This is a genomic window from Gemmatimonadota bacterium, assembly GCA_009835325.1.
Taxonomy (GTDB): domain Bacteria; phylum JAAXHH01; class JAAXHH01; order JAAXHH01; family JAAXHH01; genus JAAXHH01.
On record VXWP01000066.1, the window covers coordinates 1 to 26191 of the forward strand.

Genomic DNA, 26191 nt, shown 5'->3' on the forward strand with positions numbered 1-26191 from the left:
ATGCGGATGAGCCCGGGCCGATCGTCGAGCGGCGCACCAGCATCTGGCGGGTGGAAGAGGACGGCGTGGTCCATGTCCTCGACCTGCCCTCGGGCGGCGACACGTCCTACACAGGCGCCGTGCAACATGAAGACGGCGCCTTGCTGTTGAGCTACTACTCGCAACACGAGGTAGAGACCGGCGAGATACACTATCTCTACCCCGCGAACATCTACCTGGCCAAGGTCAGGCTGTAGGGCGGGATCCGGGCCTCATCCTTGAGCCCCGGCAAGATTCACGGCTCGCGTCCCTGGAGATAAATCAGGAGTTGCCATGGCACTGAGCGCTATTCAGGCCGGCGAGCGGTTCACCGGCGAGGAGACCGAGCATATCCGCCGCTGCTTTCAGCGGGATGGCTACTATGCCTTCGGCCGGCTGATGGAAGACGAAGAGGTGGAGGCTCTGCGGGCGGATATGCAGCGCAAGTGGGACGATCCCCGCATGCACGAGCCGGCGCGGGACCAGATCCGCGGCAACAGCCTGATGCGCATGTTCGAGTATTCCTATGCTTTCCGCGACCTCATTGTGCGCGAGCCCTTCGCGAGCCTGGCGGAGTCCATTCTCGGCGACGACTGCCACTGCATGTCCCAGAACGCGCTCTACACGCCGCCCAATCCCAAGGCGGCCCCAGACGGCCCGGGCGGATGGCACCTGGACGACCTGGTCCATTTCCCCCTGCCGGACGACGTACCGCGCCACGACCCTGCCGTGCCCCCGCCCTGCTTCGTTATGCAGTTCTTCACGCCGCTCACCGACGTGGAGGAGGTGCGCTACGGTCCCACGCAAGTCGTTCCCGGAAGCCATTACGCTGGACGCCAGCCGCACCTGCCCCATGAGCAGGACCGGCCCGAATTCGATGGCCAGGGACCCCACTCCTTCCTCGTCCGGAAGGGCGATGCCTACATGTTCAACAACCAGGTCTGGCATCGCGGGGCGCCGAACGCGTCGGACCGCACCCGGCTGATGGCAGGCGTCACCTACAGCAAGCGGTTCATCGCGCAGAAATTCCACCCCTTCATCGACTACCGCATGCCTGATCACGTGTGGGCCGAGGCATCGCCCCGCCTGCAGCGCATGCTGGGCCGGCACAGCAAAGGAGCGTACGGCTGATGGCTGACGCATCGACAGGGTCCGAAAAACCCGATCAGTACGAACAGACCAAGCAGTCCGCGGAGTTTGCGGGCCGCACCGCCCTGGTGACCGGCGGTTCCCGGGGGATCGGCCGATCCACGTGCCGCATGCTGGCGGAACACGGCGCCCGGGTGGCGATCAACTACGCACGAAACGAGGAAGCGGCGAAAGCGGCCCTCTCCATGGTGGAGGAGGCCGGCGCGGAAGGCATGATCGTACAGGCAGACGTATCATCGGAAGCCGACGTGGACCGGATGGCCAAGGAAGTGCGGGCGCGCCTGGGACCGGTCGACCTCCTGGTGAATAACGCGGGGATTGCGAAGAACCAGCCCCATTCGGAACTCGCCTTCGCGGACTGGAAACGCATGTTCGAGGTGAACGTGGACGGGGTGTTCCTGGCGACCTGGGCGGTGAAGGACGAGATGATCGAACGTGGATTCGGCCGCATCGTCAACGTGGCTTCGCTCGCGGGCATCATCCTTAAGAAGGACATGATCCACTACGCCACGACCAAGGCGGCGGTGATTTCCCTCACGCGGCACTGCGCGGAGGCCTTCGCGCCCCATAACGTCCGCGTGAACTGCGTGGCACCGGGCCTGACCGATACCGACCTGGCCGGGTCGGGCAACCCGGGCATGATCGACCGGCTCATCGCTTCCACGCCCATGGGCCGCATAGCCCAGCCCGGGGAAATGGCCTCCGTGATCCGGTTCCTGCTCTCGGAAGACTCCAGCTTCGTGACCGGCCAGACCGTCACGGCCTGCGGCGGGCGGAGCTGAGCGGCCCGCAACCGGCGCGCCGCCGCCCCTACTTCGGCTCGTGGCCGGAAGCGCCGGCGTTGCCGTCCCCCTACCTGTTCTCGATCAACTGGTCCACCACGGCGGGATCCGCCAGCGTGGTTGTATCGCCGATCTGGTCCAGCTCGTTGGTGGCGATCTTCCGCAGGATGCGGCGCATGATCTTTCCGGAGCGCGTCTTCGGCAGGGCCGGCGCCCAGTGGATCACGTCGGGCGTGGCGATGGGGCCGATGATCGAGCGCACCTGCTTCTTCAGGTCGCCGCGCAGGTCTTCCGTGTACTCCTCGCCCACGTTGAGCGTCACGTAGGCGTATATCCCCTGCCCCTTGATCTCGTGGGGGAACCCGACCACGGCCGCTTCGGCCACCGAGCCGTGGGCCACCAGGGCGCTTTCCACCTCGGCCGTGCCCATCCGGTGGCCGGAGACGTTGATGACGTCGTCCACACGGCCCGTGATCCAGTAGTATCCGTCCTCGTCCCTTCGGCAGCCGTCCCCGGTGAAGTAATACCCCTTGTACTGCTGAAAGTAGGTTTCCTCAAACCGCTGGTGGTCTCCGTACACCGTCCGCATCTGCCCGGGCCAGGGCTCCCGGATGGCCAGCACGCCCATGATGCCGTTGCCCTCGAGTTCTCTTCCGCTCTCACCGTCCAGCAGCACGGGCTTCACGCCGAAGAAGGGCAGGGTGGCGGAACCCGGCTTGGTAGGGATGGCGCCAGGCAGCGGGGAGATCATGATCCCGCCGGTCTCCGTCTGCCACCACGTGTCCACGATGGGGCACCGCTCCTTGCCCACGTTGACGTGGTACCACCGCCAGGCCTCGGGATTGATCGGCTCGCCTACCGTGCCCAGGAGCTGGAGCGTGGGCATGGGATGCCGCGCCGGCCAGTCTTCGCCTTCCCGCGCCAGCGCCCGGATGGCGGTCGGCGCCGTGTAGAACTGGTTGACACCGTACTTCTCGATGATCTCCCAGCACCGGTCGGGCGCCGGATAGGTAGGAATGCCCTCGAACATGATCGTCGTGGCGCCGTTGCCCAGGGGGCCGTAGATGATGTAGGAATGTCCCGTGACCCAGCCGATGTCCGCACCGCAGAAATAGATGTCGCCTTCATGGTAATCGAAGACGTAGCGGTGGGTGACGCCGGTGTATACCATGTATCCGCCGACGGTGTGCTGGACGCCCTTCGGCTTGCCCGTAGACCCGGAGGTATAGAGGATGAACAGGGGATCCTCGGCGTCCATCTCCTCGCACGGGCAATCGGCGTCGGCCCGGGCCATCAGGTCATGCCACCAGAAGTCCCGGCCTTCCTCCATGGGAAACTGAAAGTCGGGATCGTCCTTGACCCGGTCGACCACGATGCAGGTGGTGACCGGTTCGCCCATCTCCTTCTCCGCCGAGGCCATGGCATCGTCCGCCACCGGCTTCATGAAGACCGGCTTGTCGCCGCGATGGGTCCCGTTGGCGGTGATGACCGTCTTGCAGGTCGAATCCACGATGCGGTCCGACAGCGAATCGGCCGAGAACCCGCCGAACACGATGGAATGGACTGCGCCGATCCGGGCGCAGGCCAGCATGGCGACGGCCAGTTCGGGGATCATGGGAAGGTAGATGGATACCCGGTCGCCTTTTCCGACGCCCCGCGACTTGAGCACGTTGGCGAACTTGCAGACCTGCTCGTTCAGTTCGCGGAAGGTGAGGCGTGCGTCCTCGCCCGGCTCGTTGCCTTCCCAGATGATGGCCGTCTGGTCGGCGCGCGTCTCGAGATGGCGGTCGATGCAGTTATGCACGATGTTGGTCTTGCCGCCTTCGAACCACTTGATGGACACGGGGCCCTTCCGCATATCGTAGTTATAGGACCGGATCCGGTCCCATTTCCTGAACCAGTGGAACGATTCCGCCTTCTCGGCCCAGAAGGCCTCCGGGTCGGCGACGGAACGCTCGTATTCCCGTCGGTATTCGTCCAGGCTCTTCAGGTGCGCCTTGTTGCGAAAAGTTTCATTGGGCTGATACAGGTCGGACATGTTCGGTCTCCGGTCTTCAGTTTATGCTTGCGGGTGATGCCTGTTGTCTGGAATCGTTGACTGCTTATTCTACTTCCACGTCCACGCGGTCTCCAGTCGACACGCCCAGTGTCTCGGCCGCGTTGCCGCCGTTGACGGCGATCTCGAGCAGTCCCGCGCTGTCCAGGATCGCCAGGGACGCGCCGGCGTCCGCTTCGTCGTAGGATGCGCTGACGCGGTCCAGCGCCAGGTCGGCCAGCCGGATCCGGAACCGCTTATCCCGGGTCTTCTCCAGGAAGAGGGAATCGCCGATATCCGTTATTATATTGCCATATCGGTCGATATGCAATACGCGACCGGTGATCCCGCCCTCATGTACCACGGGTTCGGTGACCGTCCCGGTGACGTAATCGTCGATCTCGGGTCCGAAGTCCGAAACGGGCACGCCGAGGGCGAGATGGGCGGCCACGGGCGCGAAGACATCCCGGCCGTGGAACGTGTTGCTGATTTCCGGCAGCATGAAACGGGACTCGGTCACTGAGACAACCCGGAGAACTGTCTCCTTCGCGTACACGTGGGCGAAAAGGCCGTTGTCCGGTCCCACGAACCGGTAACCGTGTGTTTCCACGACCAGGGCCCGCCGCGTGCCGCCTACGCCCGGGTCGACGACGGCCACGTGCACCGTCCCCTCCGGAAAGTAGGCATAGGCGGTGCGCAGGACGAAGGCGCCTTCTTCGATTCGCTGGGGCGTAATCTCGTGGGACAGGTCCACGATCCGGGCCTCCGGGGAGATCCCCAGGATGACCCCCTTCATGGTGCCCACGAAGGCGTCGCGGTGGCCAAAATCGGTTAGCAGCGTGATCACGGACATGGCATAGCGGGTTTCTCGTCGCGGGATGCGGCGTCCGCGCGCGATTCCGATCGGCCCATCAGAATGTTCCGGGGGGCGTTGCCGCTGATCGGACAGCCATCGAAATCGCCGAAAGTCTGCGTGACCCTCAGGCCGGTCCGGTCCATCATGGCTTCGAGTTCATCCAGGGTATACATCCGCACGGACTCGTCGTAGCTTCTCTCCGCCCCGCCTTCCCTGATTCGCACCTGTTTGTTGATACGCACGTGCCCGCCCGCCTTTGTCGGGTCCCCCGTGATCCAGCGCCGCTGCTCGACTTCCATGCCTTCCACGGTACGGCGGTCCGAGGGAACGAGCGTGGAGATCACGTACGCGCGGTTCAGGTAGTCCATGAGGAAACGTCCGCCGGGGCGCAGCGCCCGCGAAATAGCATCGAGGACCCGGGCATTCTCGCCATCCTCCCGGAAATAGCCGAAACTGGTGAAGAAGTTCACCACGAGATCGAACGCGCGGTCCGCGGGCGGATCGCGCATGTCGCCCCGCATGAACGTGATGTCCAGCCCCTCGTCCGCGGTACGGCGCCGCGCCCGTTCAAGCAGCTCTTCCGACAGGTCGAGCCCGGTTACCCTGAAGCCGCGCCGGGCGAGTTCCAGGCTGTGCCGGCCGTCGCCGCAACCCAGATCCAGCACCTCGCACGACGAAGGCACGTCCAGTCTGTCCACGAGGAAATCGACCTGCCGGCGCGCCTCCTCGTCGTTCCGGTGAGGGTATACCCGCAGGTAGTCGTAACGAAAGGCGGTCTTGTACCAGTCGGACGCCGGACGGTGTTGAGTAGCCATATCCATCCACGGGTTTTCGTGTTCCTGAATCGACGAGTTTTCAATATACAGCACAGCGGGTCCCCGTCAATCCGGGAATGCCGGTCCGCCCCGTGCCGTAGCGCTTTCTATTGACAACAGGTACTCATACGTTTAGTTTAACCACGTCGACTCACGGCCGCGGCGCCAGATACTCCGCCACGGCCCTGACTGGAGCATGATATGGCTGGCAATGACAAGCGGGCGAACGGTTCCGCGGCGGACGACGCGGAATTCGAAAAGCTGCTTGATGAAATGGACGAACTGGGACGACAGGCCGACGCCCTGCGTGCGAAGGTGAATCACCTCATCGACGAGATGCGGGAGAACGACGTCCCGGTCGACGAGGAAGCGGACGGCGCCCCGACGGATAATGAATCGGACGGCGTCGCCGTGGACGAGGACAGCGCCACAGACGACGATGCGCATGATTCCACCTCGAGTGAGGAATCGGGCGACATCGCAGCAAGCGGACATGATGAAGCGGGTCACCGCTCGGGCGAGGCCCAAGTCGAGGTAGAGCAGGAGAACGAAGCCGGCGATGGAGACCTCGCCATGGACGCGGACAGTAACCTCACTTAGCCTCGCGTAACCCCTCGTACACGCCGAAGGCCTCTTCCCGCGACGGAATCGAGTAGGTCGCCCCGCGGCCACGGACCTTGAGTCCCGCCATGACGGTGCCCAGCCGGGCGGATTCCACGGCTTCCATGCCGTGGGTCATCCCGTACAGCAGGCCGCCGTTGAACACGTCCCCGGCCCCCGAAGTGTCGGACACGCGCTCCGGTACGTAGGCCGGGATTTCGTGGATCCCGTCGGCCAGCCCCAACACGGCGCCTTCCGCGCCGCACTTCACCGCGACCATGGCCACGCCCCGCTCACGTGCCCGTTCAATCACCGCGCGGGCGTCCTCCGTACCGAAGAGCGACGCGCTCTCCTCGGGCGCGCTGGGCAGGAGGATGTCCACGTGGGGGAGGATCTCGTCCAGGGCCTCCCGGGCTTCCTCCAGGGACCACAGGCCAAGCCTCAGGTTGGTGTCGAAGGCCGTCGTGACGTTGTGCTCGCGCGCGATCCGGAAGGCTTCCAGCACGGCCGCCCGGCTGCTCTGCGAAATGGCCTGGGTGATGCCGCTGGCATAGACGACACTCGCGCTGCCGATGTAATCCGGGTCGATGTCGGCCGGTTCGAGGAAACTCGCGGCGCTGCCCGCCCGGTAGTAGGTGAACTCCCGTTCGCCGCCGGGCAGGATGGAGATGAAGTAGAGGCCGTTGGGACGTTCGAGGGGCGTGGCGCAGCGCAGGTCGATGCCCTCCGACCGCCACGCTTCGGTCAGGAAATCCTGGAAAGGGTCGTTGCCCACGTGGGTGACGTAGCCGGTCTTCGCGCCGAGGCGGGAGGCCGCCACGAGCATGTTCATCGTGTCGCCGGCGAAGGTGCGGGTATAGGTGTCGGTGGTGGCGAGGGGGCCTTCGCAGAACATCTCGATCATGCATTCACCGATCGAGATGATGTCCAGTTCAGCCGGGCCAGGCGGCCCAGAAGGCCTTTGGGATATCCGCACGGCGGATCCTACCTCTTCAGGCTTACGGCCACGCCGTCCCTTAAGGGGATGATCGTCGTCCAGACCTCGCCGGTGCCGTAGGCCTTCCGGTTGTATTCCTGGATGGCCGAGGTCCAGCGGTCGTCGGACGGCTCGGTCACGCGTCCGCTCCAGAGCACGTTGTCAGTGATCAGCAGGCCGCCCGGGCGGACGCGCGGCAGCGCCAGGTCGAAGACACGGGGATAGTCGTGCTTGTCCACGTCGTTGAAGATCAGGTCAAAGCTGCCCTCGGTCTGCTCGAGCAGTTCCAGCGCGTCGCCCACCTGGATCACGACACGGTCCGCCACACCGGCACGCTCGATGAACTTCCGGGCCTGCGCGGCGTTCTGTTCGCTTCCGTCGGAGTAGTAAACCCGACCTTCCGGACCCACGGCCCGGGCGAGCCAGATGGTTGAATAGCCGATGGCCGAGCCCATTTCGAACACGCGTTTCGCGCCGCTCAGCACGGCCATCTGGTGCAGGACACGGCCAACCAGCGGTCCGACGATGGGGATCCGTTCCGCCTGCGCCTTCTCTTCCATCTCGGTCAGGACCTCGTCCCTGTCAGGCATCAACTCCGTCAGGTAGCCGTCCAGCGCTTCCGATAGTACGTTGGGCATGGGGTTGTTGCTCCTGGTCTTGTTGCTCCTGTTTTCCATATTCAGAATATCTCGACCGTCACGTACCGGCCGGGATTGGATTTCAAATCAACAACGAGTTCGTCGAGACTCGTAACCAGCTGGTCCATCTTACCGGCCACGCGGACCGCGTCTTCGTAGAGCCTGTCATCCTGAAGCAGCTTCCCCATCGTGCCTTCGCCGCGGTCGATGCGGTTGAGGATGTTGTTGAGCGCCGTGGACGTAGACTGCAGTTCGTCCATCATGGCGCTCAACCGGCCCGACGTGCTTTCCAGGTTGTCCAGCGTGCCGGATACCTTGGACCGCTCGGTTTCGCTCAGGTCCCTCACGTTGCTCACCAGCGAGTCCATGTTCGCCACGACCCGGTTGATCTGGCCGCTCTCCCGTTTCAGGGTCTCCCGCAGTTCGATGGTCAGGTCGTGCACGCCGGCCAGGCTGCTCTTGATCGACTTGTCACGCTCGGGGTCCAGGAGGATGTTGGCGTTCTTGAGCAGGTTGCGCATGTTCACGGTGACGGAATCGACCTGCGTGAACATATCGGATATCCCAGGCGCGGCCGTGCCCTCGATCGTGCCGCCGGGCGGCACCATCACCGTGCTGACGCCCTTGCGGATGTTGATGGATTTCTCGCCCATGACGCTGCGCGAGATCACCTCCACCTGCGAGTCCTCGGGGATCTCGAAGGGCTCGTCGACACGCAGGGTTACGATGGGCGACATGTCGTCGAGCGTCACGGCCTCCACCTTGCCGATGCGCACGCCGCCCACGAGGATCGGGTCGGAGGACTTGACCCCGACGGCGCTGCTCAGACGTACGTCGACGAGGTAGGTATCTCCCGTTACCCGCCATTCTTTCAGATAGAAGAGGCCCCAGACGAATATGATGATCGCCAGGAGGAAGACCATGCCCAGTTTCGCCTCGTCGGGCAGCAGGCTGTTTTTCGAGTACGTCACGTCACACCCCCGGTTTACAGTATCGTCCTGGCCAGCAGGTAATCCAGGCACAGGATCAGAATGCACGAGACCACCACGGTGTTGGTGGTCGCCTTGCCCACGCCTTCGGCGCCCGAACCCGGTTTCACCTTGAAACCCTGGTAACAGGCGACCGTGGTAATCGTAATCCCGAAGCAGAAGGCCTTTGACAGCCCGAAGAAGGCGTCCTGGGTCCGGAAGAACTCCCGCATCCCCCGCTCGAAATCGGGGATGCTCACCCCCATCCGGTCGATGGCCGCGACCATGCCGGAAAGCGTGCCGATCAGGTCGGCGAAGACCACGAGGACCGGCAGCATGAACATGCCGGCGATGATGCGGGGGATCGCGAGGTAGACGATGGGGTTCATGGCCATGACCTCGTAGGCGTCGATCTGCTCCGTCACCCGCATCGTGCCGAGTTCGGCCGCGATGGTGGCGCCTACCCGTCCCGACAGCACCAGGGCGCCCAGGACCGGCGCCAGTTCAAGGACCACCGACGACAGGACGACGCTGCCCACCAGGTAGGCGGGCACGTATCCCTGGAACTGGTACCCGGTCTGCACCGCGGTCACCAGGCCGGCGAAGAAGGCGATGATCAGGACGATCGGCATGGAGTGGATGCCGATCGCGAACATCTGGTGGACCATCAATCCCCAGTACGTCCGGATGCGGGGCAGGTTCCGGACGACTTCGACCATCATCATGCCGAAGTCGCCGATATTCGTCAGCGCCCAGAGGACGCGCCTGCCAAGGAAGGAGAGGAAAGCAGTCATAGTCGGCTACAGGGCCACGCGGCTACAGGACAATGCCATCACGCGGCTAGAGCGCGATGAGCGGGGCGATGACCAGGGAAACCACCGACATCAGCTTGATCAGGATGTTCAGCGACGGGCCGGACGTGTCCTTGAAGGGATCGCCGACCGTGTCTCCCACGACGGCGGCCTTGTGGGCCTCCGATCCCTTCTCGTAGCGCACGCCGTCGATGGTCAGTCCCTCTTCGATCATCTTCTTCGCGTTGTCCCACGCGCCGCCCGCGTTGGCCTGGAAGATCGCCATCAGCACGCCGGACACGGTGACGCCGGCCAGCAGGCCGCCCAGGGTCTCCGGGCCGAAGACGAACCCCACCACGACGGGCGTCAAAACGGCCAGCAGGCCGGGAAGGACCATCCGCCGGATGGCCGCCTTGGTGGATATCTCCACGCAACGGGCGTACTCCGGCTTGCCGCTCGCCGCCTCGAAGACGTCCCGGTCCTCCCGGGACCAATCCCCTTCGTCGACCCCGTCGTTCTTCTTCATCACCGACAGCGCGGCCTTGAGTTCCGGGATGGCGTTGAACTGGCGCCGGACCTCCTCGATCATGGCCATGGCCGCCTGTCCCACGGCGTTCATGGCGAGGGCGGAGAAGAGGAAGGGCAGCATGCCGCCCACGAAGAGCCCCGCCATGACGCGGGGATTGGCGATGTCGATGCTCGAAATGCCCACCTGCACCATGTAGGCTGCGAAGAGCGCCAGCGCGGTCAGGGCCGCGGAGCCGATGGCGAATCCCTTGCCGATGGCCGCGGTCGTGTTGCCCACCGCGTCGAGCTTGTCGGTCCGCTGCCGGACCTCCGGGGGCAGCTCCGCCATCTCGGCCACGCCGCCCGCGTTGTCGGAAATGGGACCGTAGGCGTCCACCGCCAGCTGGATGCCCGTGTTGGACAGCATGCCCAGGGCCGCCATGGCGATCCCGTAAAGCCCGGCAAAGTAGTAGGCGCCTATGATGCCGGCGGCGATGATCAGGATGGGGATGGCCGTGGACCGCATGCCGATGCCCAGGCCGGCGATGATGTTGGTCGCGGTGCCCGTCACGGACTGTCTTGAAATAGACGTCACCGGACCCGTATGGGTTCCCGTGTAGTGCTCGGTGATCAGGCCGATGCCGAGGCCGGCCAACAGGCCGATGGTAGCCGCGATGAAGACGCCCAGGCTGGTGTAGGTCTCGCCGCCCAGGGTGAAGTCGCCGGGCAGGAGGTAGTCGATGAGCAGGTACATGACGGCGACCATGATGGCGGAGGAGCCGAATTCGCCCTTGTTCAGGCCGGCCTGTGGATTGCCGCCCTCCTTGACCGAGACCATGAAGGTGCCGAGGATCGAGATGATGATGCCCGCGCCCGCGATGATGAGGGGCAGGGTGATGAAGACCGGATCGTATACGCCCGCCACAAGGATGCCGGCGCCCAGCACCATGGACCCGAGAATGGAGCCCACGTAGGATTCGAAGAGGTCGGCGCCCATGCCGGCCACGTCGCCCACGTTGTCGCCCACGTTATCGGCAATGGAAGCGGGATTGAGGGGATGGTCCTCGGGAATCCCGGCCTCTACCTTGCCCACCAGGTCGGCGCCCACGTCGGCCGCCTTGGTGTAGATGCCCCCGCCCACGCGGGCGAAGAGGGCGATGGACGAAGCGCCAAGCGAGAAGCCGGAGATGACGTTCAGCACCCGGCCGATACCCGACTCGTCGATCCCGAAAAGCCCCGTGTAGAGGATGAACAGGCCGCCGAGACCCAGGACGCCCAGGCCCACCACGTTCAGGCCCATGACCGACCCGCCGGCAAAGGCCACGTGCAGCGCCTGGGCCAGTCCGGATCGCGCCGCGTGGGTCGTCCGCGTATTGGCCCGTACGGCCACGCGCATGCCCAGGAATCCGGCCAGGCCGGAAGCCAGGGCACCGGTGACGAAGGACAGGGCGATGAGGGCGCTGGACTCGACCTTGCCCATGTTCGCCACGGCCAGCAGCACGGCCACGACCACGACGAAGATCGACAGGACCCGGTACTCCGCTTTGAGGAAGGCCATCGCGCCTTCGGAAATGCTGGCGCCGATGGCTTTCATCCTGTCCGTCCCCTCATCCTGCCCGTTGATCCAGGCCGCTCTCCAGATGGCGTAGATCAATCCCAGCAGGCCCGCGACGATCACACCGTACATCAACTCGTTCTCGATCATGTTCCTTTACCTTCTCCCTTGAAACCAGTCTGCCCTGATGACCACACACACAGAGGGCGGGTTAAGGAACCCGCCCTCTGCAGCTAACATTCAACAGTTCTGAACCGCGGCAGCCAACCCCGGCCGGTCCGCGGTATCACGAGATCAGCGGAGGTTGAATATGATCCTTTGCGCGACCCAGACAGCCACCGGCTGGTTGTTCTGGATAGCAGGCGTATATCTCGTACTCATCAATGCCTTGATTGCCGCCTCGTCCAAACCCGCGCCGATGCCTCTCATGATCTGCGCGTCTCGCACGGTGCCTTGCTTGTCGATCAGAATCTTAACCCAAACCGTACCTTCGATACCCGCCTTCCGTGCCAGTTCCGGATACTCGGGTATAATCTGCGTGATGGGCTTCGGCTCGATCTCAAAGGCCACGAAGGCATCAGGTGCCGGCAGCGCTTCCTCCTCGATGACGATGTTCTCTTCCTGCGGCGCCTCGATGATGATGTTCTCTTCCTCGATGTCCTGGATCACCGGGGCGATCTGCTGGCTCATCTCGGTCTGGGTGGCGATCGTCATCTCGGCGGACACCTCGGCGTCATCCACGGGTTCCGGTATGCCGATCACCGGCCTGGACGGCGCTTCCACCGGCACCTCCGGCATTTCCGGCGCGTCGGTCAGTGCCGGCGGAGGTCCCAGATCGGCGTAATCCAGGATCCGCGTCGCGTAGACCCGGCTCTGCTCCTGGTACCACCAGACGCCCCAGTAGGTCCCCAGGGCCAGCGCGTGGATGATCACGGCCGCCACAATGCCCCGCTTGGCATTCCGCTGGTAGAAGAACTTGATGGGAGATTCTTTCTTCAGGGGAAAATGATCGACGCTGAGCAGCGATCCCATCATGAGCCAAACACCTCCTCGTACTTATCCTGCTCCAGGACCGTGATGCTGAACCGGTCGATGGCGCCCAACTGAAGTTCGTCCATGACGTTGACCATCTGTTCGTAGGGACTCGTGCGCTGGATCATCACCAGGGTCACCAGTTTGGATTCGCCGTCGTGCAAATCGGCATTCTCCACTTCCTTCTCCTTGATGAATTCCTGGACGTCATCCAGCGTCAACTCCTCCGGCGTCATGTCCCGGCCGATCTGCCAGAACATGCGGTCGTCGGCCAGCATGTAGATCAACAGCACGTTCGATTCCGCGATCTCGACCTTGTCGTCCTTGTCGGGCGGAATGTTGAGCTCCATGGTCTGCGGCGCCCTGAATACCGTGGTGACCATGAAGAAAATGAGCAGGAGGAATGCGATGTCCACCATGGGCGTCATGTCGATGAAAACCTGGTTGCGAGGCTTTTTCTTCTTAGCACCTTCCTTCTTCCTGTCGCTGGCTTTCTGTGTGCCCTGGACGGCTGCCATGTGTCATCACCTCCTAACCATGTCGTGGTTCACCGGCCTGAGGCTGGTCGGCTCGTCGCCCGAGGATTCCGTATCGTCCTCGAAGTTCGTGACCAGGTTGAACCGGGTGTTGTTCGTTTTCTGGAGGATCTCCATCATGTCGCTGATGACGCCGAACTCGGCGTCCTTGTGCGCCTTGATGGCGATACGCAGACGGGGATTCCTGATACGCGCCTCCACCAGCGCATTCTCCATTTCCGACATCTCGATCCCTACTTCGGGCTGGGGTTCCAGCCGCCAGAACAACGCGTTCTCCGGCTTCGGTCCGACGGTCAGGATCACCACGTCCGATTCGGGCAGCTTGATGGCCGAATGGGACTCCGGAAGCAGAATGGGAATCGATTCGGGGGCCTTGAACTGCGTCGTGGCCATGAAGAAGATGAGCAGCAGGAAGGCGATATCCACCATCGGCGTCATGTCGATCATGACCGGCTTGTGTTTTGCGTGCGCCATATCAAAGACTCCTTAACGCCATAAAGCCGTTGGATTAAGCCCGGCCGGTAAGAATGGCCAGGACTTCCTGTGCCACTTCGTCCACGGCGTAGGTAAACATGTCCACCTTGTTGACGAAGTAATTGTACGCGACGATACCCATGATGGCCGCGGCCAGCCCGCCCGCCGTATTGATCAGCGCTTCGGAGATACCCAGCGCGAGCTGAATGGCGTCTGGCGCGCCTTCGTTGGCCATGGCGGCGAAGGCCCGGATCATGCCGATTGTCGTTCCGAGCAGCCCCACCAGGGTGGCGATGGTCGCGATGGTCTGCAGCGCGATCAGGTTGCGTTCGAGCAACGGGGTCTCGAGGGCGTTGGCTTCGTCGAAGGCCCGCTTGATTTCCTGCACCTGCCGATCGCTCGTCAGGTTCTCTTCCGCGATGGAATCGAAACGCTCGAGACCGGCACGCAGCACGTTGGCCATGGTGCCCTGCTGCGAGTTGCACAGGTTGACCGCACGCTTGATATCGTTGTTGCGGATCGCGCCCATGGCGTCCTTAAGAAAAGCCACCTGCGGCCGCTTGCCGCGGGCTTTCTTCAGCGTCAGCGAACGCTCGATGATGAAGGTGATGTCCAGCATGGTGAGCACCATGAGGCCGATGACCACGGGTCCGCCGTCCTTTACGAACTGTGGCAGAAAGTACTCGAAGATGATCCATGAAACAATAAAGCAAAGGACGATGATGATCATGATAAAGGCGCCTGGCCGCATATCAGATTCTCCTTAGACTTTGTACAGTTGCGATCGTGAACGTAGCAGCGAAACAATCATCTTAAACTGATACAATCCCTGCCGTATATACCAAGTAACTTTCGTGTCGTATCGTACGTGTCGTAACGAGTCCTCTTGCGTAGGCGGGACAAACGCCTTCCTTCACCACCACCTTTCCATCCGTGTCCTGAGTGTCGCCTGAGAACAGGCTTGTCTTTCCAAATGTCGTTGTCCGGATACTCCGTCTGGATTCGTCGATTCTGGATAGCCTTGGCGATCTCGGCTCCTCAATCCCCCTGCAACTGCTCGTAAATCGCCTGAACGCTGTTCAGCTGCTCCCGCGCCGTTCCGTTGTTCGGATCCAGGTTCAGGCACTCCCGGTAATGGCGGATCGCCAGTGCGAGCTGCTGCGAATTCGTATAGGCCTGGGCGAGCAGTAGATGATAGGAGGCCTGGTCGGGTTTCAGCTCAACGGCTTTTCTGAGCAGTGGGACGGCGCCGCCATAGTCCTTATTCAGCACCCGGTCGAACCCCAGCCGGTAGTAGGCCTCGTGATCGGTGGGATCGATCTCCAGCACGCGCTGGAACGTCTTGCGCGCGTTGCCGTAATCCTCCAGGATGAGATAGGCCGTTCCCAGGTATTTCAGCGGCTGCAAAATGGTCGTCGGGTCCTCCTCGGCCTCTACGGTCCGCAGGTCCAGGGCCTGGAGCAGGGCGTCCCGGGCTACCGAACCTTCCTGGGCCACCAGGCCCGTGATGCCCATGTTCAGAAAGGCGAAATAGTCCATACTGTCGTGGGCAACCTTGGCCCGGTACATATCCAGCGAAGCGGCGTAGATCGCCGGCCGCTGATCGCGCTCGGCCTCGCGGGAGGCGCCGTAGATCTCCCTGCCGAGGTTGTAGTACACGTTACTCAGCGTTATCCGGGTCCGTTCGTCTTCCACCGCCTGTATCGCCGGTTCCAGCACGGCTTTGACGGCCGTCACGGCCTGCGCGTACTGTCCCTGCGCTATGTACGAGCGTCCGTAGTACGCATAGGGGTTCTGGTCGGTTGGATTGACCTTGATGGCCTCTTCGAGGACCGGAATGGCTTCCTCGTACTTTTCCTGGTCGAAATAGACCAACGCCAGCTGGATGTAGGGCTTCTCCGACGAGCCGTCCAGTTCAATGGACTTCTTCAGGTTGACGATGCCCTCGTCGTACTGTCCAACCTCCGGCTGCGTCTGTACCCAGCCCAGGCTGAAATGCAGCTCCGCGCTATCCGCGTTCTGCGTCACGGCTTCCTTGTATGCATCGACCGCTTCCATGTACCGGCCGTCGGCGACCAGCCCGTCCCCCATGGGCAGATAGGCTTCGACCCGGCCCGGGTCCAGCTCAATGGTCTTCATGTAGTGCGGCACGGCCATCTTGATCCGCTGCGTTTTGTTCAAGGATTCGGCCAGCATGAAATAGGCTTCGGCATTGGTCTGGTCCAGCGCTACGTATTTTTCAAGCGGTTCGACCACGAGCGGATACCTGGTGGCTATGAACTGGATATACCCCTGCTGGTACCAGGCGTCCTCCAGGTTGGGATCGAGTTTTGTCGACTGCTGGAACGCGGCGTAGGATTCGTTCCACTGCCGCGCCTTGAAATGCAACTGGCCGATCCGGTAGTGAATCATGGCGGCGTCCGGTGAATCGGGCTCCATGGCCAGAGCCTGCCGGTAGTTTGAGATCGCCAGCGCCCACACATTCTGGGCTTCGTACACGTCGCCCAATCCGCGCACGTACAGTGGATTACCCGGGTCGATGCTTTGGGCCCGGGTGAAGAGCACCATGGCGCTCGGAAGATCCTCCTGCGCGATGGCAAGCTGTCCCTGGGCGTAGAAGAACCGCGCGTCCTTGTCCTTGGTGCGCTTCAGGCCTTCCTCGATCGTCTTCTGCGCGTCCTCGAACCGGCCCGTGCGGATCTCCTGCAGGCTCAACTCGAAGCGGGCGTCGTGATTCTTCTTTTGCTGGTCGACGGAAATCAGGAACTCCGAGTACGCCTCGTCGAGGTGGCCCTGCCGCTTAAGCGCCAGGCCGAGCAGGTAGTGGGCGTCCGTGTTCTTCTTCCCGTTGCTGAGCACGTTCCGGAGTATGGAAACGGTCTGGTCGTAATCGCCGCTTTCGTAGGCCGCCCGGGCGGCGTCCACGCTCTGCGCATTCGCCACGGCCGGCGTACCGGCCAGGCCGGACAGGCTGACCAGCAGCAGCGCGCCGAGTACGAACAGGGCGCCTTTGCCTATCCTGCGGTTCACACCTGCGATCCACATGTTGGATACCTCCCGATGCTCTTGCGAGCCTTGTTATTGCAGTTTGACCGTCCGGACCGGCATGGTCGCCGGCACGACGCCTTCGTCTATGGCGATCTGCTGTCCCTTGACCGCCGTGAGAAAGGTTACGAATCCAGATACCAGGTTGACTTCCAGCGACGACCGCTTGAAGTAGCACAGCACCAGGGGCCGCCGGAGCGGATACAGCTCCTGAAGCAACTTATGCTGCGTGGGCAGCAGATAGGGACCGCTTTCATCCTCGGCGATCCGGATCGTCTTGTAATAGGCCATCGTGGTCGAGGAACGGGACGAGTTCGTGATCAGCAGCCCGGTGATCCCGATCGTGCCCGGATAGGCGCCCGCGATGCTTGCCAGGGCGGCCATCGTGCTGCAGGGATACACGTTGGCGCCGTATTCCGCGCCTTCGAGCACGACGTCCTCGAAGACCTCGTACGTGCCGGAATTCCGGTCGCGGACCAGGGGGCGGATCGCCATGTCCTTGCCACCCAGTTCACGCCAGTTGGTGATCTTCCCGGTGTAGATGTCCCGTAACTGCCCCACCGTCAGGTCTTCGACGGGATTGTCGCCGTGGACGATCACCGCCAGCGCGTCGTGGGCGACCGTCCGGGTAATGAAGTCCGCTTCGCCGGCCGAAAGCGCTTCGACCTCGGATTCATTGGGTTCGCGGGACAGCACCGCCAGGCGGCTTCTACCTTCGGAAAGATCGACCAGCGCTTCACGGGAGGTCGACTTGCCCACGTCGATGAAGGCTTCGTTGTAGACCTGCTCGTACTTGACCGCCGAACTCTCGATGTACGGGAAGGCGACCTCGGCGCTGGACACCTTGAGGTAACCCCGGGTGGCCGTTTCGTCGGGTTGGCCGCAGCCCGTCATGAAAAACAACAGGGCCGTACCGGAAAGCGCTAACCGGAAGTGGACCCCGAACCTCGCCATGAATCGTCCTCAAGGATGGAGCGGGTCTCCTCGTTCCGCTTATCCGTGTAATAGGCGGACACGAACCGGAAGACCCCGTAAAGAATGAGTACGCTGCCGAAAACCAGTCTCAATTGTTCCGTCTGAATGAACACCCGCAGGATGGTGCCGGTCAGGACCAGCACGCCGGAAACGCACATCGCCAGCGCGACCACGTAGCCAAGTGCCTGCCGAAATGACGTAATACGGATCATACGCGGGAGAAGTGGAATCCACCGAGCGGGCGCTAACGGACATTGTTGTACATAACTTCACCGGCTGGTTCAATGGCCGAATGCCGCCTTGCCCAGCCCTCCGCGGAATCGGTTTCGATCCATAGCGGACAAGCGGTAGATCGCAGGAATCCATGAGTCCTGGTTTACTGTAGTTTCAATTCTAACTAAATAAGAAAGGCTGTCCCACGTTGTCAAGTAAAAGTTACGGCTGTCGCGGCCTGCAGTCCCCTCTCTTCTCGCACAGTTCGATCAGTACGCCGCTTGTGCTCCGTGGATGCACGAAGGCGACCCGGACGCCTCCCGCCCCGATGCGCGGTTCGTCGTCGATCAGCCGGTACCCGCGGTCGCGCAAGTTCTTCAGCGATTCCGCCACGTCTTCGACTTCCAGGGCGATATGGTGGATGCCCTCCCCGCGCTTCTCGATGAAACGGGCTATCGGACTCTCCGGGGCCGTCGCCTCAAGGAGCTCCAGCTCGGTGTCTCCAGCGGGAAGGAAGGCCACGTTGACGCCGTCGCTCTCCACGGACTCCCGGCCGAGCAGCGGCAGCCCTAGGGCCTCGTGGTACAGGCGAAGCGCTTCGTCCAGATTGCGCACGGCGATCCCGATGTGGGCGACGCGGGCGGACTTTTCAGGCAGGTCCTTCGACATGGTTTTCGACATCTCCTTCATGCGGCCGGCAGTGTATCGGGCCGCCTCAAAACCGCTCGGGACGCGCCGGCGTCGCGACACGGCCGTGGCTCAAAACCGCTCGGGACGCGCCGGCGTCGCGACACGGCCGTGGCTCAAAACCGCTCGGGACGCCGGTATTCTCCGAAGACGCCGCGGAGCGTATCGCAGATCTCGCCCAGGGTGGCCCGCCCGCGCACGGCATCGATGATCAGCGGCATCAGGTTGTCCTGCGTGCGGGCCGCCGATTCGAGCTCCTCGAGTGCCCGCGTCGCGGCCCGCCCGTCCCGCGCCTTCCTGAACACGCGCACCCGTTCCACCTGGCGTGCTTCGATGGCGGGATCGACTGGAAAGGGCGCCGGCCCCTCTTCATCATCGCCGGTAAAGCGGTTCACCCCCACGATGACCTGTTCTTCCTGTTCGACGGCCATCTGGCAGGCATAGGCGCTGCGGCTGATCTCCTCCTGGGGATAACCCGCCTCGATGGCCCCCAGTGCGCCGCCGTAACCGTCGATGCGTTCCAGGTGCGCCCTCGCCGCCTCCTCGATCTCGCCGGTCAGCGCTTCCACGAAATAGGACCCGGCAAAGGGGTCCACCGTATCGGCCGCCCCGGTCTCGTGGGCGATGACCTGCTGCGTCCTCAGGGCCAGGGTCGCCGCCGATTCGGAGGGCAGGGCGAGCGCTTCGTCGAGACTGTTGGTATGGAGGGACTGCGTGCCGCCGCACACCGCCGCCAGGGCCTGCAGCGCCACCCGCACGACGTTGTTCTCCGGCTGCTGCGCGGTCAGCGTCGAACCGCCGGTCTGGGTGTGGAACCTGAGCTGCCAGGACCGGGGGTTCTTCGCCCCCACCCTTTCCCGCATGAGCCGGGCCCAGAGCCGCCGGGCCGCGCGGAACTTGGCCACCTCTTCGAAGAACTGGTTGTGGGCGTTGAAGAAGAAGGAGAGCTGGGGCGCGAAGGCGTCCACGTCCATCCCGGCGTCCGTGACCGCCTTCACGTACCCCAGCCCGTTGGCGAGGGTGAAGGCGACCTCCTGCACGGCCGTGGCGCCCGCTTCCCGAATGTGGTATCCGCTGATGCTGATGGGGTTCCATTTCGGCATGCTGCCGGCGCAGAACCGGATCAGGTCGGTGGCCAGGCGCAGGGAGGGACCGGGCGGGTAGATGAAGGTGCCCCGCGCGATGTACTCTTTGAGGATGTCGTTCTGGACTGTGCCCGCGAGCCGCTCCAGCGGTACGCCGCGCTCCTCGGCCACCGCCGCGTAGAGCGCCACGAGCACCGTGGCCGTGGCGTTGATGGTGAGTGAAGTGCTGACGGACTCCTGCGGGATTTCATCAAAGAGGGTCCGCATGTCGTCGATCGTGGAGATCGCCACGCCCGTGCGGCCCACTTCGCCCGCCACCAGGGGATGATCGGAATCATAGCCGATCTGGGTGGGCAGGTCGAAGGCCACGGAAAGTCCGGTCTGCCCCTGGGACAGGAGGTAACGGTACCGGGCATTGGTCTCTTCGGCCGATCCGAATCCCGCGTATTGCCGCATCGTCCAGAGCCGGCCGCGGTACATGGTCGGGCGGATGCCCCGCGTAAAGGGAAACTCCCCCGGCATACCAATATCGGCGTCCGGATCGATGTCCGCCGTGTCCTCGGGCGTGTACAGCCGCTTCACGGGAATGCCGGAGCCGGTTTCGAAACGGTCGCGGCGTTCGGGCAGCCGCTCCAGCGCCGGCTTCAGCTTCTGTTCTTCCCATGCTTTCCGGGCCGTTTCCAGGGCTTCCTTGCCAGCATCCATGTCCGGTGAGTCCGCGTTGCAGACGGGTAGAAGGGTGGCTGAATGGACCCTGAAAACTACACCGGAATCACCCGGAAGTCAACGGGTTTGGGGCGGCTGTCCTGCGTCGCGACGATCGGAATATGGAATCGTGTCAATCCCCTCCGGACACCCTCAGATAACCTTCGACCCGTCCGAGACGCGAATTCATTTCGTGAATCTCGGATCACATCGATGAGAGCTCGGTACGCAGGGCGACAAACTCGGTACGCATTTCCTTCAATTCCGATCTCACCTCATCCCTGAACTCCTTGTCTTCCCGATCCATGTAAGTGAGTGTCGCGATGAAGAGGATTCCGAGCGACACAAGAAACATCCCAACCGCGGTTGCCATCTGTGCGCCGAATGTCCAGTTGTCACGGGATGTTGCAGTCAAATTCATCCTCCAGGTCTACGATCCTGTTCAGCAGGATGAGACTGCGGTATCGACCCCTTATCGACCGATGCGGCGTCATCCACCGAAGCATCGGGACCCCTGAGATGTTCCTCGATGGACAACAGTCGGTTTTCAATCGCCACGAAACGACGATCTATCGCCTCAAATCGACGATCTACGGCATCGAACCGACGATCTACCGCCTCGAATCTACGATCTACCGCTTCGAATCTACGATCTACCGCTTCGAAACGACTGTTCATGGTTTGCAATCCAGCGAAGAAGACGATAATGATCGTAAAAATCGTTCCGACGAAACCACCGATCATTACCCAATCCTTCCGTTGCATCATTTCTCCATAACGGTAAACCTTGAATCAGCCGCGGGACCTGGCGTGCAATTCCCTTAGGTTGCAGACCCCCTTATATAATGAAATAGCCGAAATCGGGTCGGATATCTCGTATGAAAAAAACCTTCTGTGGGTAATTGGGAGTCTGACCGGCTGGTGGGAAACGGTCTTAGGAGAGCCAGAAACCGACTGGGAGCGACGGAAGCCGACCAGGCGTGGCAAGGCCCAGCCAGAAGCGCCAGGAGGCGGCTAGGAACCGGCGAGACCCAGCGCGGCGGCTTCGCCCTGCATGGCCTCGATGACGTTGGCGATGTGGTCGCCCAGATCGAGACCGAGGCTATCGGCCCCTTCGACGATGTCCTCGCGGGAGACGGCACGGGCGAAGGCGACGGCCTTCATCTTCTTGCGCACGGATTTCACCGTCACCTCGTGCACGCTTCCGGATGGACGCACGAGGGCAACGGCGGTGATGAAGCCCACGAGTTCATCCACGGCGAATAGGGTCTTGTCCATCAGGCTGCGCCGTTCGAGGCCGAGGTAGGTGGCGTGGGACTTGATGGCGTAGATGACGTCCTCGGGATAGCCCTGCTCCTCGAGGATTCTCGCCCCGCGCATGGGATGATCCTCGGGGTCGGGTGTGGCTTCGTAGTCGAAGTCGTGCAGCAGGCCTACGATGCCCCATTTCTCCTCGTCCTCACCGTACTTCCTTGCGTAGTGGCGCATGGCCGCCTCCACGCCCAGGGCGTGCTTCCGCAGGCTGTCCGTCTTCGTGTGTTCGTGCAGCAATGCGAGCGCGTCGTCGCGGTTCAATGCGATTCCCTTCTCGGTGGGCGGGCGGCCGGTCGAATGGGCGGCCAGTCGAATGGGCGGCCTACCGGACCACGGCCCGGCCGTAGTAGTAGGGCAGGGCCTGGGCGGACGGTCGGTAGGACCACGCCAGCCGGGCCTTGCCGATGTTGGCCCCGGGACCGGCATCGGTCTCGTCGCCGTCGTAGATCACCACGTTGAAGCCGATGGTCTCGCCGGTCTGAGGCGGCGCGCCGCCCGGCATGTCGGACCAGGGGATGGCGGTCTCGATCACGTAGCTGGTCTCGGTGAACCTGGACGCCACCCGCATGCCCGGCGCCGTCTTCTCGATCACGCCCTGACGCGCGTCGGCGTCCCTGGCCGCCCTGGGTTCGCGTCCCGCCGTGGTGCCGGGAAAGATGCCCGCCTTGAAGACCGACAGCGTGTTGTCGCTCCGGCCTGAGGGATCGACGCAGATTTCCACGGCATCGGACCGCCAGTGGCCCTTGATGTCGTCCGGCGCGATGTTGCAGACCACCGCGTCGTCCCGCACGTCCACGGCGACGTACAGGTTCGCCTGGTCGTAGGCTGCGCGGAAGACCGCGCTGCAGTCGTCATCGCCGCCCGGTAGGGAACCCGACCAGATGTGGTCCGACGGGATGGCATGGGGCTCGATCCCCGCCCAGTCTGCGAGATCGCCGTCGATCTCCATGGGACCCGCCGCGGGCGCGAGATCCATGACCGGCAGCACGTCGATCATGCCGCTGCCGTCAACGGTCTGGCCAGCCGGGCCCGAACCTTCCGCCTGGTCAGCCGACAGCCGCACCGGGTAGCTGCCCTGCACGACATCATCCGGCACGCGAACGGCGAAGGAGACCGTCGTCTCTCCACGGCCAGGTATCTCGTAGTCCGCCTGTAGGGGGCCGTCCGTCCACCCATCTGGAAGATCGAGCCTTACCCGGCCCGATGCGCCTTCGGGCATCCGGCTGACGACCCTCGCCTCCAGGGCACCGGTCATGCCCGATCCGATGGACAGCGCGGCGGGCAACAGGTCCGCGACCCACGATACCTGGTGTGTTTCGGCCCAGCGACGGTAGCGGACGATGTCCGAACGGGGCACCATGCCAATGGACAGCGGTTCCGTCGAAGGCGGCGGACCCAGCGCGATGCCGCTGTCGCGCGGCCCCTCCAGACCGCCGAGGAGGGTCTTGAGGCCTTTCGGCGAAGGCGGTACGAGGGACTTGACCAGCATGAACGCCTCCGCCCCGGCACCGCGCGGCGGCACCGTGGCCCTGCGGTCGAAACCCTGCGACCGGAAGTTGCGCAGGGCCAGGGACTTGATCTCCGCGTAGCTCATGAAGCGGCTGGGCGAGATGTCGCCCGTGGGTATGAAGATGGCACCCAGCCGGCGGGCATTGTAGTAAAGTTTCACCGGCTGCCACGTACGCAGATACTCGTCCTCGATCTGCGCCGGAAACTGTTCTGGGTCGGCCGCGGCAGTGAAGGCCTCCGTGGCAAGCCGGGCTGCCACCTGGTGATGGCCGTGGGTGCCCGGGCCGGGCCACATGGTCACGATGACTTCCGGACGGAGCAGGCGGACCATCCGCACGACCCTGCCCAGCGTGTCCTCGTATCCCCACACGTCGTAGGTGGCCTGGTCGCTCAACGTGTAGAAGAAATCGGTCTTGTCCAGGAAGTAGACCAGGTCCACCCCGTACTCGGCGGCCGACCGGCGGATCTCGGCCTCGCGAAGTATGCCCAGCGACGGTCCGAGCTCCCGGCCGATGGCGTTGCCGCCGCCCTCGCCGCGCGTGATGAGCACGATACCCGCCTTCGCGCCGCCGTCGAGGACCTCGCGCGCGAAAGTGGCTGTGACCCCGCTTTCATCATCGGGATGGGCGCCTATGTAGAGCAGGTCGACTTTCAGCAAGTGGTCGGATCGCATCTGTTCAATGGGCTGTGCGAAGACTGATCCGGACAGCGTCAGGGGAAGCAGGACGAAGGCGAGCCATCTTCCCGCAAGTATGCAAAGATCACGCATCATTTCATGTCACATCTGAGAAAACGGGCGTAACCCGGATCGAATGGCATTACCAGCGTCAAAAATCTCGAATCTGCTTACGGCAACAGTTTCATCACCGCTACGGCAAGTGCAACGATGATTCCGACGGTCCACCGTAACCCGTTGACGCTGTTCCTTACATCCTCTTTAACATCCTCTTTGATTTCTCGTACATCCTCTTTGATCTCCCTGCGGAAGTCGCGCAGGTCATCCCTGAAGCTTTTCTGCAGGTCATCGCGAGTGGATTGTATCCTGGCATCCATGGACTGTATCCTGGCATCCATAGACTGTATCTTTTCGTCCATGGATCTGAATCGTTCATTGGTATGTACGATTACCTTTGCGATCAAATCCCGGATACCCTGAATATCTTCTTCGACCTTGGCAAACGATTTCTGCAGCGTGCCGGTCAGGCCCTCGAAATTCGATTTGATCGTGTCCATGTCCGACTCCAGGGCCGATATCCTGTGATCGAAATCGTCGGTGTGATCTGGTACTTGTGGTTTATTCAATTTAAACCTCCGTTGTGGATTGTTCAAGGAGAACCATGGTGGTCTTCCTCTTGCCGTTGCGACCTTGATGAATGCCCGCTATATAAAGGTTAGTCGCTGGTAGTTTTCGCATTCTCGTGTCTCATTTTGTTTTTCTCACCTCGGAGGGATATCCACATGGGCGATCTGATCGTCGTTCATCCCGACTTCGACGGGGTATGGCCCTTTGCCGCCGGCCACTTCCATGCCTTATGGCCCGAAGCCGAACTGATCCGCACGGCGCACGGGGACGACCGGCCCCTGGGCGAGGTCGTGGCAGACGCGGGACCTGCGGACTCGGGACCAGTGGACCATGAGGGACTTGCGGACCATGCGGGAAGGGTGACGCGGCTGGCCACGCTCGGCATGAAGGTGACCGTTGAGTGCCTAAGGAAGTTCGATGCGCTGGAAGAAGCGACTTTCCAGGCCGCCTACGGCCGGGGACTGGACGAGGCATGCGACGCATACCTGGCCGAAGCCGGCGTCGCCGTTTACGTCCATCCGAGCGAGGGGTTCTGGTCGCAGTCCGTGGCGGAATTCGGGCTGGCGCTGACGCTGTGCGGCTTGCGGCGGATCCCCCAGCTGCACCGGGAGATCATCGACGGTCAGGGGCCGTGGGACTACGAGCCCCCCGGCGGACGGGGCCGGTCCGGGGCGCGGGGCCAGCAGTTCGGCGACGATCCCGCCTTCGCGAACGGCACGCTGGCCGGCAAGCGGGTGCGGATCGTGGGTGCCGGCAACATCGCCAGCCGGTACGCGAGCTTCGCGTCCATGCTGGGCGCCGACGTGGCGTCTTGGGACCCCTACGCTACCGAACCGGGTTTTCACCGCGCCGGCGCACGCCGGGTCTACCACCTGGACCAGTTGGTATCGGACGCGGAGGTGTTCGCGCCCATGGTGCCGCTTACTGAATCCACGCAAGGCCTGGTCGTTGCCGAATACATCGACGCGTTGCCCCGCGGGTGCCTCGTGGTGCTGGTGACACGGGCCCTGATCTGCGACATGGAAGCGGTCCGGCGGCGGGTCCTGGCCGATGAACTCAGCCTGGCTTCGGACGTATGGGACATAGAACCCCTGCCCCTCGGCGATCCGCTGCTCGGGCGCCAAAACGTCGTGCATACGCCGCACAACGCCGGCCGAACGATCGACGCAAATCGGGCCTGGGCGGAGAAGCTGGCCGACCAGTTCAGGCCGCGGTAGCAGCTTGCCGCAAACGTGGTGATAATGTGGATGTTGATAGGATGTGGATAACTCGGGGAGCGGAAGGTGAATCAGGTGTGAATTACGTGTGGATATCTATTGTGGAGAAAGGCGTGCTTAACTGTTCCTGCCGAATGGGAGGATTAGAAAGTTATCTTCCAATCAACCCTTTGCCGTTTTGCTTCTCCATCCGAACCACGCCGGCGACTCTCGCTTCCTGTTTGAAATCGAATTCCGCCTGTGCTGACTCCCAACAATAACCCGGCCGCTTCATTTACATGGAGTAATACCCATGAACAAATTGCCGACATTAATCGGGTTGTCAGTATTATTGCACAATTCACACACAAATTCCAGGCAGAATACACAAGATTGAACAACAATCTATAAGAGATCATTATATCGT

Annotated in this window: 25 protein-coding genes; 5 read left to right on the forward strand and 20 right to left on the reverse strand. The window is 62.7% G+C overall.

From position 1 onward, the window contains the following. Nucleotides 1–312 precede the first annotated feature (312 nt). Both F4Z81_08360 and F4Z81_08365 read left to right on the forward strand, forming a co-directional pair. Entirely contained in the window at nt 313–1149 is an 837-nt protein-coding gene (locus tag F4Z81_08360) for a phytanoyl-CoA dioxygenase family protein (GenBank protein MXW05059.1), read from the forward strand. After that, on the forward strand, nt 1149–1949 hold the full coding sequence (locus F4Z81_08365) for a glucose 1-dehydrogenase (protein ID MXW05060.1): 801 nt from the start codon (nt 1149–1151) through the stop codon (nt 1947–1949). Before F4Z81_08360 ends, F4Z81_08365 begins: the two co-directional genes overlap by 1 nt. A gap of 70 nt (nt 1950–2019) precedes the next feature. Here the strand turns inward: F4Z81_08365 and acs are convergent, their stop codons facing one another. The 3 genes from acs to F4Z81_08380 all read right to left on the reverse strand — a co-directional run bounded on the left by acs (nt 2020) and on the right by F4Z81_08380 (nt 5661). Next, on the reverse strand, nt 2020–3987 hold the full coding sequence (gene acs, locus F4Z81_08370) for an acetate--CoA ligase (protein MXW05061.1): 1968 nt from the start codon (nt 3985–3987) through the stop codon (nt 2020–2022). Nucleotides 3988–4051: 64 nt separating this feature from the next. Beyond that, nucleotides 4052–4837, reverse strand: a complete 786-nt coding sequence (locus F4Z81_08375; GenBank protein ID MXW05062.1) for an SAM-dependent chlorinase/fluorinase — start codon at nt 4835–4837, stop codon at nt 4052–4054. Further along, entirely contained in the window at nt 4828–5661 is an 834-nt protein-coding gene (locus F4Z81_08380) for a methyltransferase domain-containing protein (GenBank protein MXW05063.1), read from the reverse strand. Before F4Z81_08380 ends, F4Z81_08375 begins: the two co-directional genes overlap by 10 nt. 195 nt (nt 5662–5856) lie before the next feature. On the opposite strand from F4Z81_08380, the gene F4Z81_08385 reads away from it, so the two are divergent. Beyond that, entirely contained in the window at nt 5857–6255 is a 399-nt protein-coding gene (locus F4Z81_08385; protein ID MXW05064.1) for a hypothetical protein, read from the forward strand. On the opposite strand, the gene F4Z81_08390 is transcribed toward F4Z81_08385, so the two are convergent. The 14 genes from F4Z81_08390 to F4Z81_08455 all read right to left on the reverse strand — a co-directional run bounded on the left by F4Z81_08390 (nt 6248) and on the right by F4Z81_08455 (nt 20442). After that, nucleotides 6248–7159 (reverse strand): sugar kinase, encoded by a 912-nt coding sequence (locus tag F4Z81_08390; protein MXW05065.1) that lies wholly within the window; start codon nt 7157–7159, stop codon nt 6248–6250. The genes F4Z81_08385 and F4Z81_08390 overlap by 8 nt on opposite strands. Before the next feature lie 80 nt (nt 7160–7239). Continuing rightward, a complete protein-coding gene (locus F4Z81_08395; GenBank protein ID MXW05066.1) occupies nt 7240–7908 on the reverse strand; it encodes an O-methyltransferase in 669 nt (222 codons plus the stop codon). 2 nt (nt 7909–7910) lie between these two features. Continuing rightward, nucleotides 7911–8840 (reverse strand): MCE family protein, encoded by a 930-nt coding sequence (locus F4Z81_08400; GenBank protein ID MXW05067.1) that lies wholly within the window; start codon nt 8838–8840, stop codon nt 7911–7913. A 14-nt stretch (nt 8841–8854) separates the two neighbouring features. Next, nucleotides 8855–9631 (reverse strand): ABC transporter permease, encoded by a 777-nt coding sequence (locus tag F4Z81_08405; GenBank protein ID MXW05068.1) that lies wholly within the window; start codon nt 9629–9631, stop codon nt 8855–8857. A gap of 46 nt (nt 9632–9677) precedes the next feature. Further along, nucleotides 9678–11840, reverse strand: a complete 2163-nt coding sequence (locus tag F4Z81_08410) for a sodium-translocating pyrophosphatase (protein ID MXW05069.1) — start codon at nt 11838–11840, stop codon at nt 9678–9680. Between the two features lie 144 nt (nt 11841–11984). Further along, nucleotides 11985–12725 carry an energy transducer TonB gene (locus F4Z81_08415; GenBank protein ID MXW05070.1) on the reverse strand — a complete coding sequence of 247 codons (741 nt, stop codon included), beginning with the start codon at nt 12723–12725 and terminating at the stop codon, nt 11985–11987. Then, nucleotides 12722–13240, reverse strand: coding sequence for a biopolymer transporter ExbD (locus F4Z81_08420; protein ID MXW05071.1), 519 nt, complete (start codon nt 13238–13240; stop codon nt 12722–12724). Before F4Z81_08420 ends, F4Z81_08415 begins: the two co-directional genes overlap by 4 nt. Nucleotides 13241–13246: 6 nt before the next feature. Then, entirely contained in the window at nt 13247–13732 is a 486-nt protein-coding gene (locus F4Z81_08425) for a biopolymer transporter ExbD (protein ID MXW05072.1), read from the reverse strand. Nucleotides 13733–13766: 34 nt separating this feature from the next. Continuing rightward, nucleotides 13767–14483 carry a MotA/TolQ/ExbB proton channel family protein gene (locus F4Z81_08430; GenBank protein MXW05073.1) on the reverse strand — a complete coding sequence of 239 codons (717 nt, stop codon included), beginning with the start codon at nt 14481–14483 and terminating at the stop codon, nt 13767–13769. Between the two features lie 287 nt (nt 14484–14770). Beyond that, on the reverse strand, nt 14771–16777 hold the full coding sequence (locus F4Z81_08435) for a tetratricopeptide repeat protein (protein ID MXW05074.1): 2007 nt from the start codon (nt 16775–16777) through the stop codon (nt 14771–14773). Nucleotides 16778–16810: 33 nt separating this feature from the next. Then, entirely contained in the window at nt 16811–17731 is a 921-nt protein-coding gene (locus tag F4Z81_08440; protein MXW05075.1) for a hypothetical protein, read from the reverse strand. After that, nucleotides 17701–17925, reverse strand: a complete 225-nt coding sequence (locus F4Z81_08445) for a hypothetical protein (protein MXW05076.1) — start codon at nt 17923–17925, stop codon at nt 17701–17703. The genes F4Z81_08440 and F4Z81_08445 overlap by 31 nt, the downstream gene beginning before the upstream one ends. A gap of 262 nt (nt 17926–18187) precedes the next feature. Beyond that, nucleotides 18188–18634, reverse strand: coding sequence for a methylmalonyl-CoA epimerase (gene mce / locus F4Z81_08450; GenBank protein MXW05077.1), 447 nt, complete (start codon nt 18632–18634; stop codon nt 18188–18190). A gap of 134 nt (nt 18635–18768) precedes the next feature. Further along, nucleotides 18769–20442: a methylmalonyl-CoA mutase gene (locus F4Z81_08455; protein MXW05078.1), complete on the reverse strand. Its 1674-nt coding sequence runs from the start codon at nt 20440–20442 to the stop codon at nt 18769–18771. Between the two features lie 519 nt (nt 20443–20961). Here F4Z81_08455 and F4Z81_08460 point away from each other — a divergent pair. Continuing rightward, complete coding sequence (locus F4Z81_08460; protein MXW05079.1) at nt 20962–21267, forward strand: hypothetical protein; 306 nt, start codon at nt 20962–20964, stop codon at nt 21265–21267. 189 nt (nt 21268–21456) lie between these two features. Here the strand turns inward: F4Z81_08460 and F4Z81_08465 are convergent, their stop codons facing one another. From F4Z81_08465 to F4Z81_08475, 3 genes are all read right to left on the reverse strand, one after another. Further along, nucleotides 21457–22182 carry an HDIG domain-containing protein gene (locus F4Z81_08465; protein MXW05080.1) on the reverse strand — a complete coding sequence of 242 codons (726 nt, stop codon included), beginning with the start codon at nt 22180–22182 and terminating at the stop codon, nt 21457–21459. Continuing rightward, nucleotides 22079–24037, reverse strand: a complete 1959-nt coding sequence (locus tag F4Z81_08470) for a hypothetical protein (GenBank protein MXW05081.1) — start codon at nt 24035–24037, stop codon at nt 22079–22081. Before F4Z81_08470 ends, F4Z81_08465 begins: the two co-directional genes overlap by 104 nt. A gap of 74 nt (nt 24038–24111) precedes the next feature. Further along, complete coding sequence (locus tag F4Z81_08475) at nt 24112–24498, reverse strand: hypothetical protein (GenBank protein ID MXW05082.1); 387 nt, start codon at nt 24496–24498, stop codon at nt 24112–24114. Between the two features lie 225 nt (nt 24499–24723). Here F4Z81_08475 and F4Z81_08480 point away from each other — a divergent pair, with 225 nt between their 5' ends. Next, complete coding sequence (locus F4Z81_08480) at nt 24724–25785, forward strand: hydroxyacid dehydrogenase (GenBank protein MXW05083.1); 1062 nt, start codon at nt 24724–24726, stop codon at nt 25783–25785. Nucleotides 25786–26191: the final 406 nt, after the last annotated feature.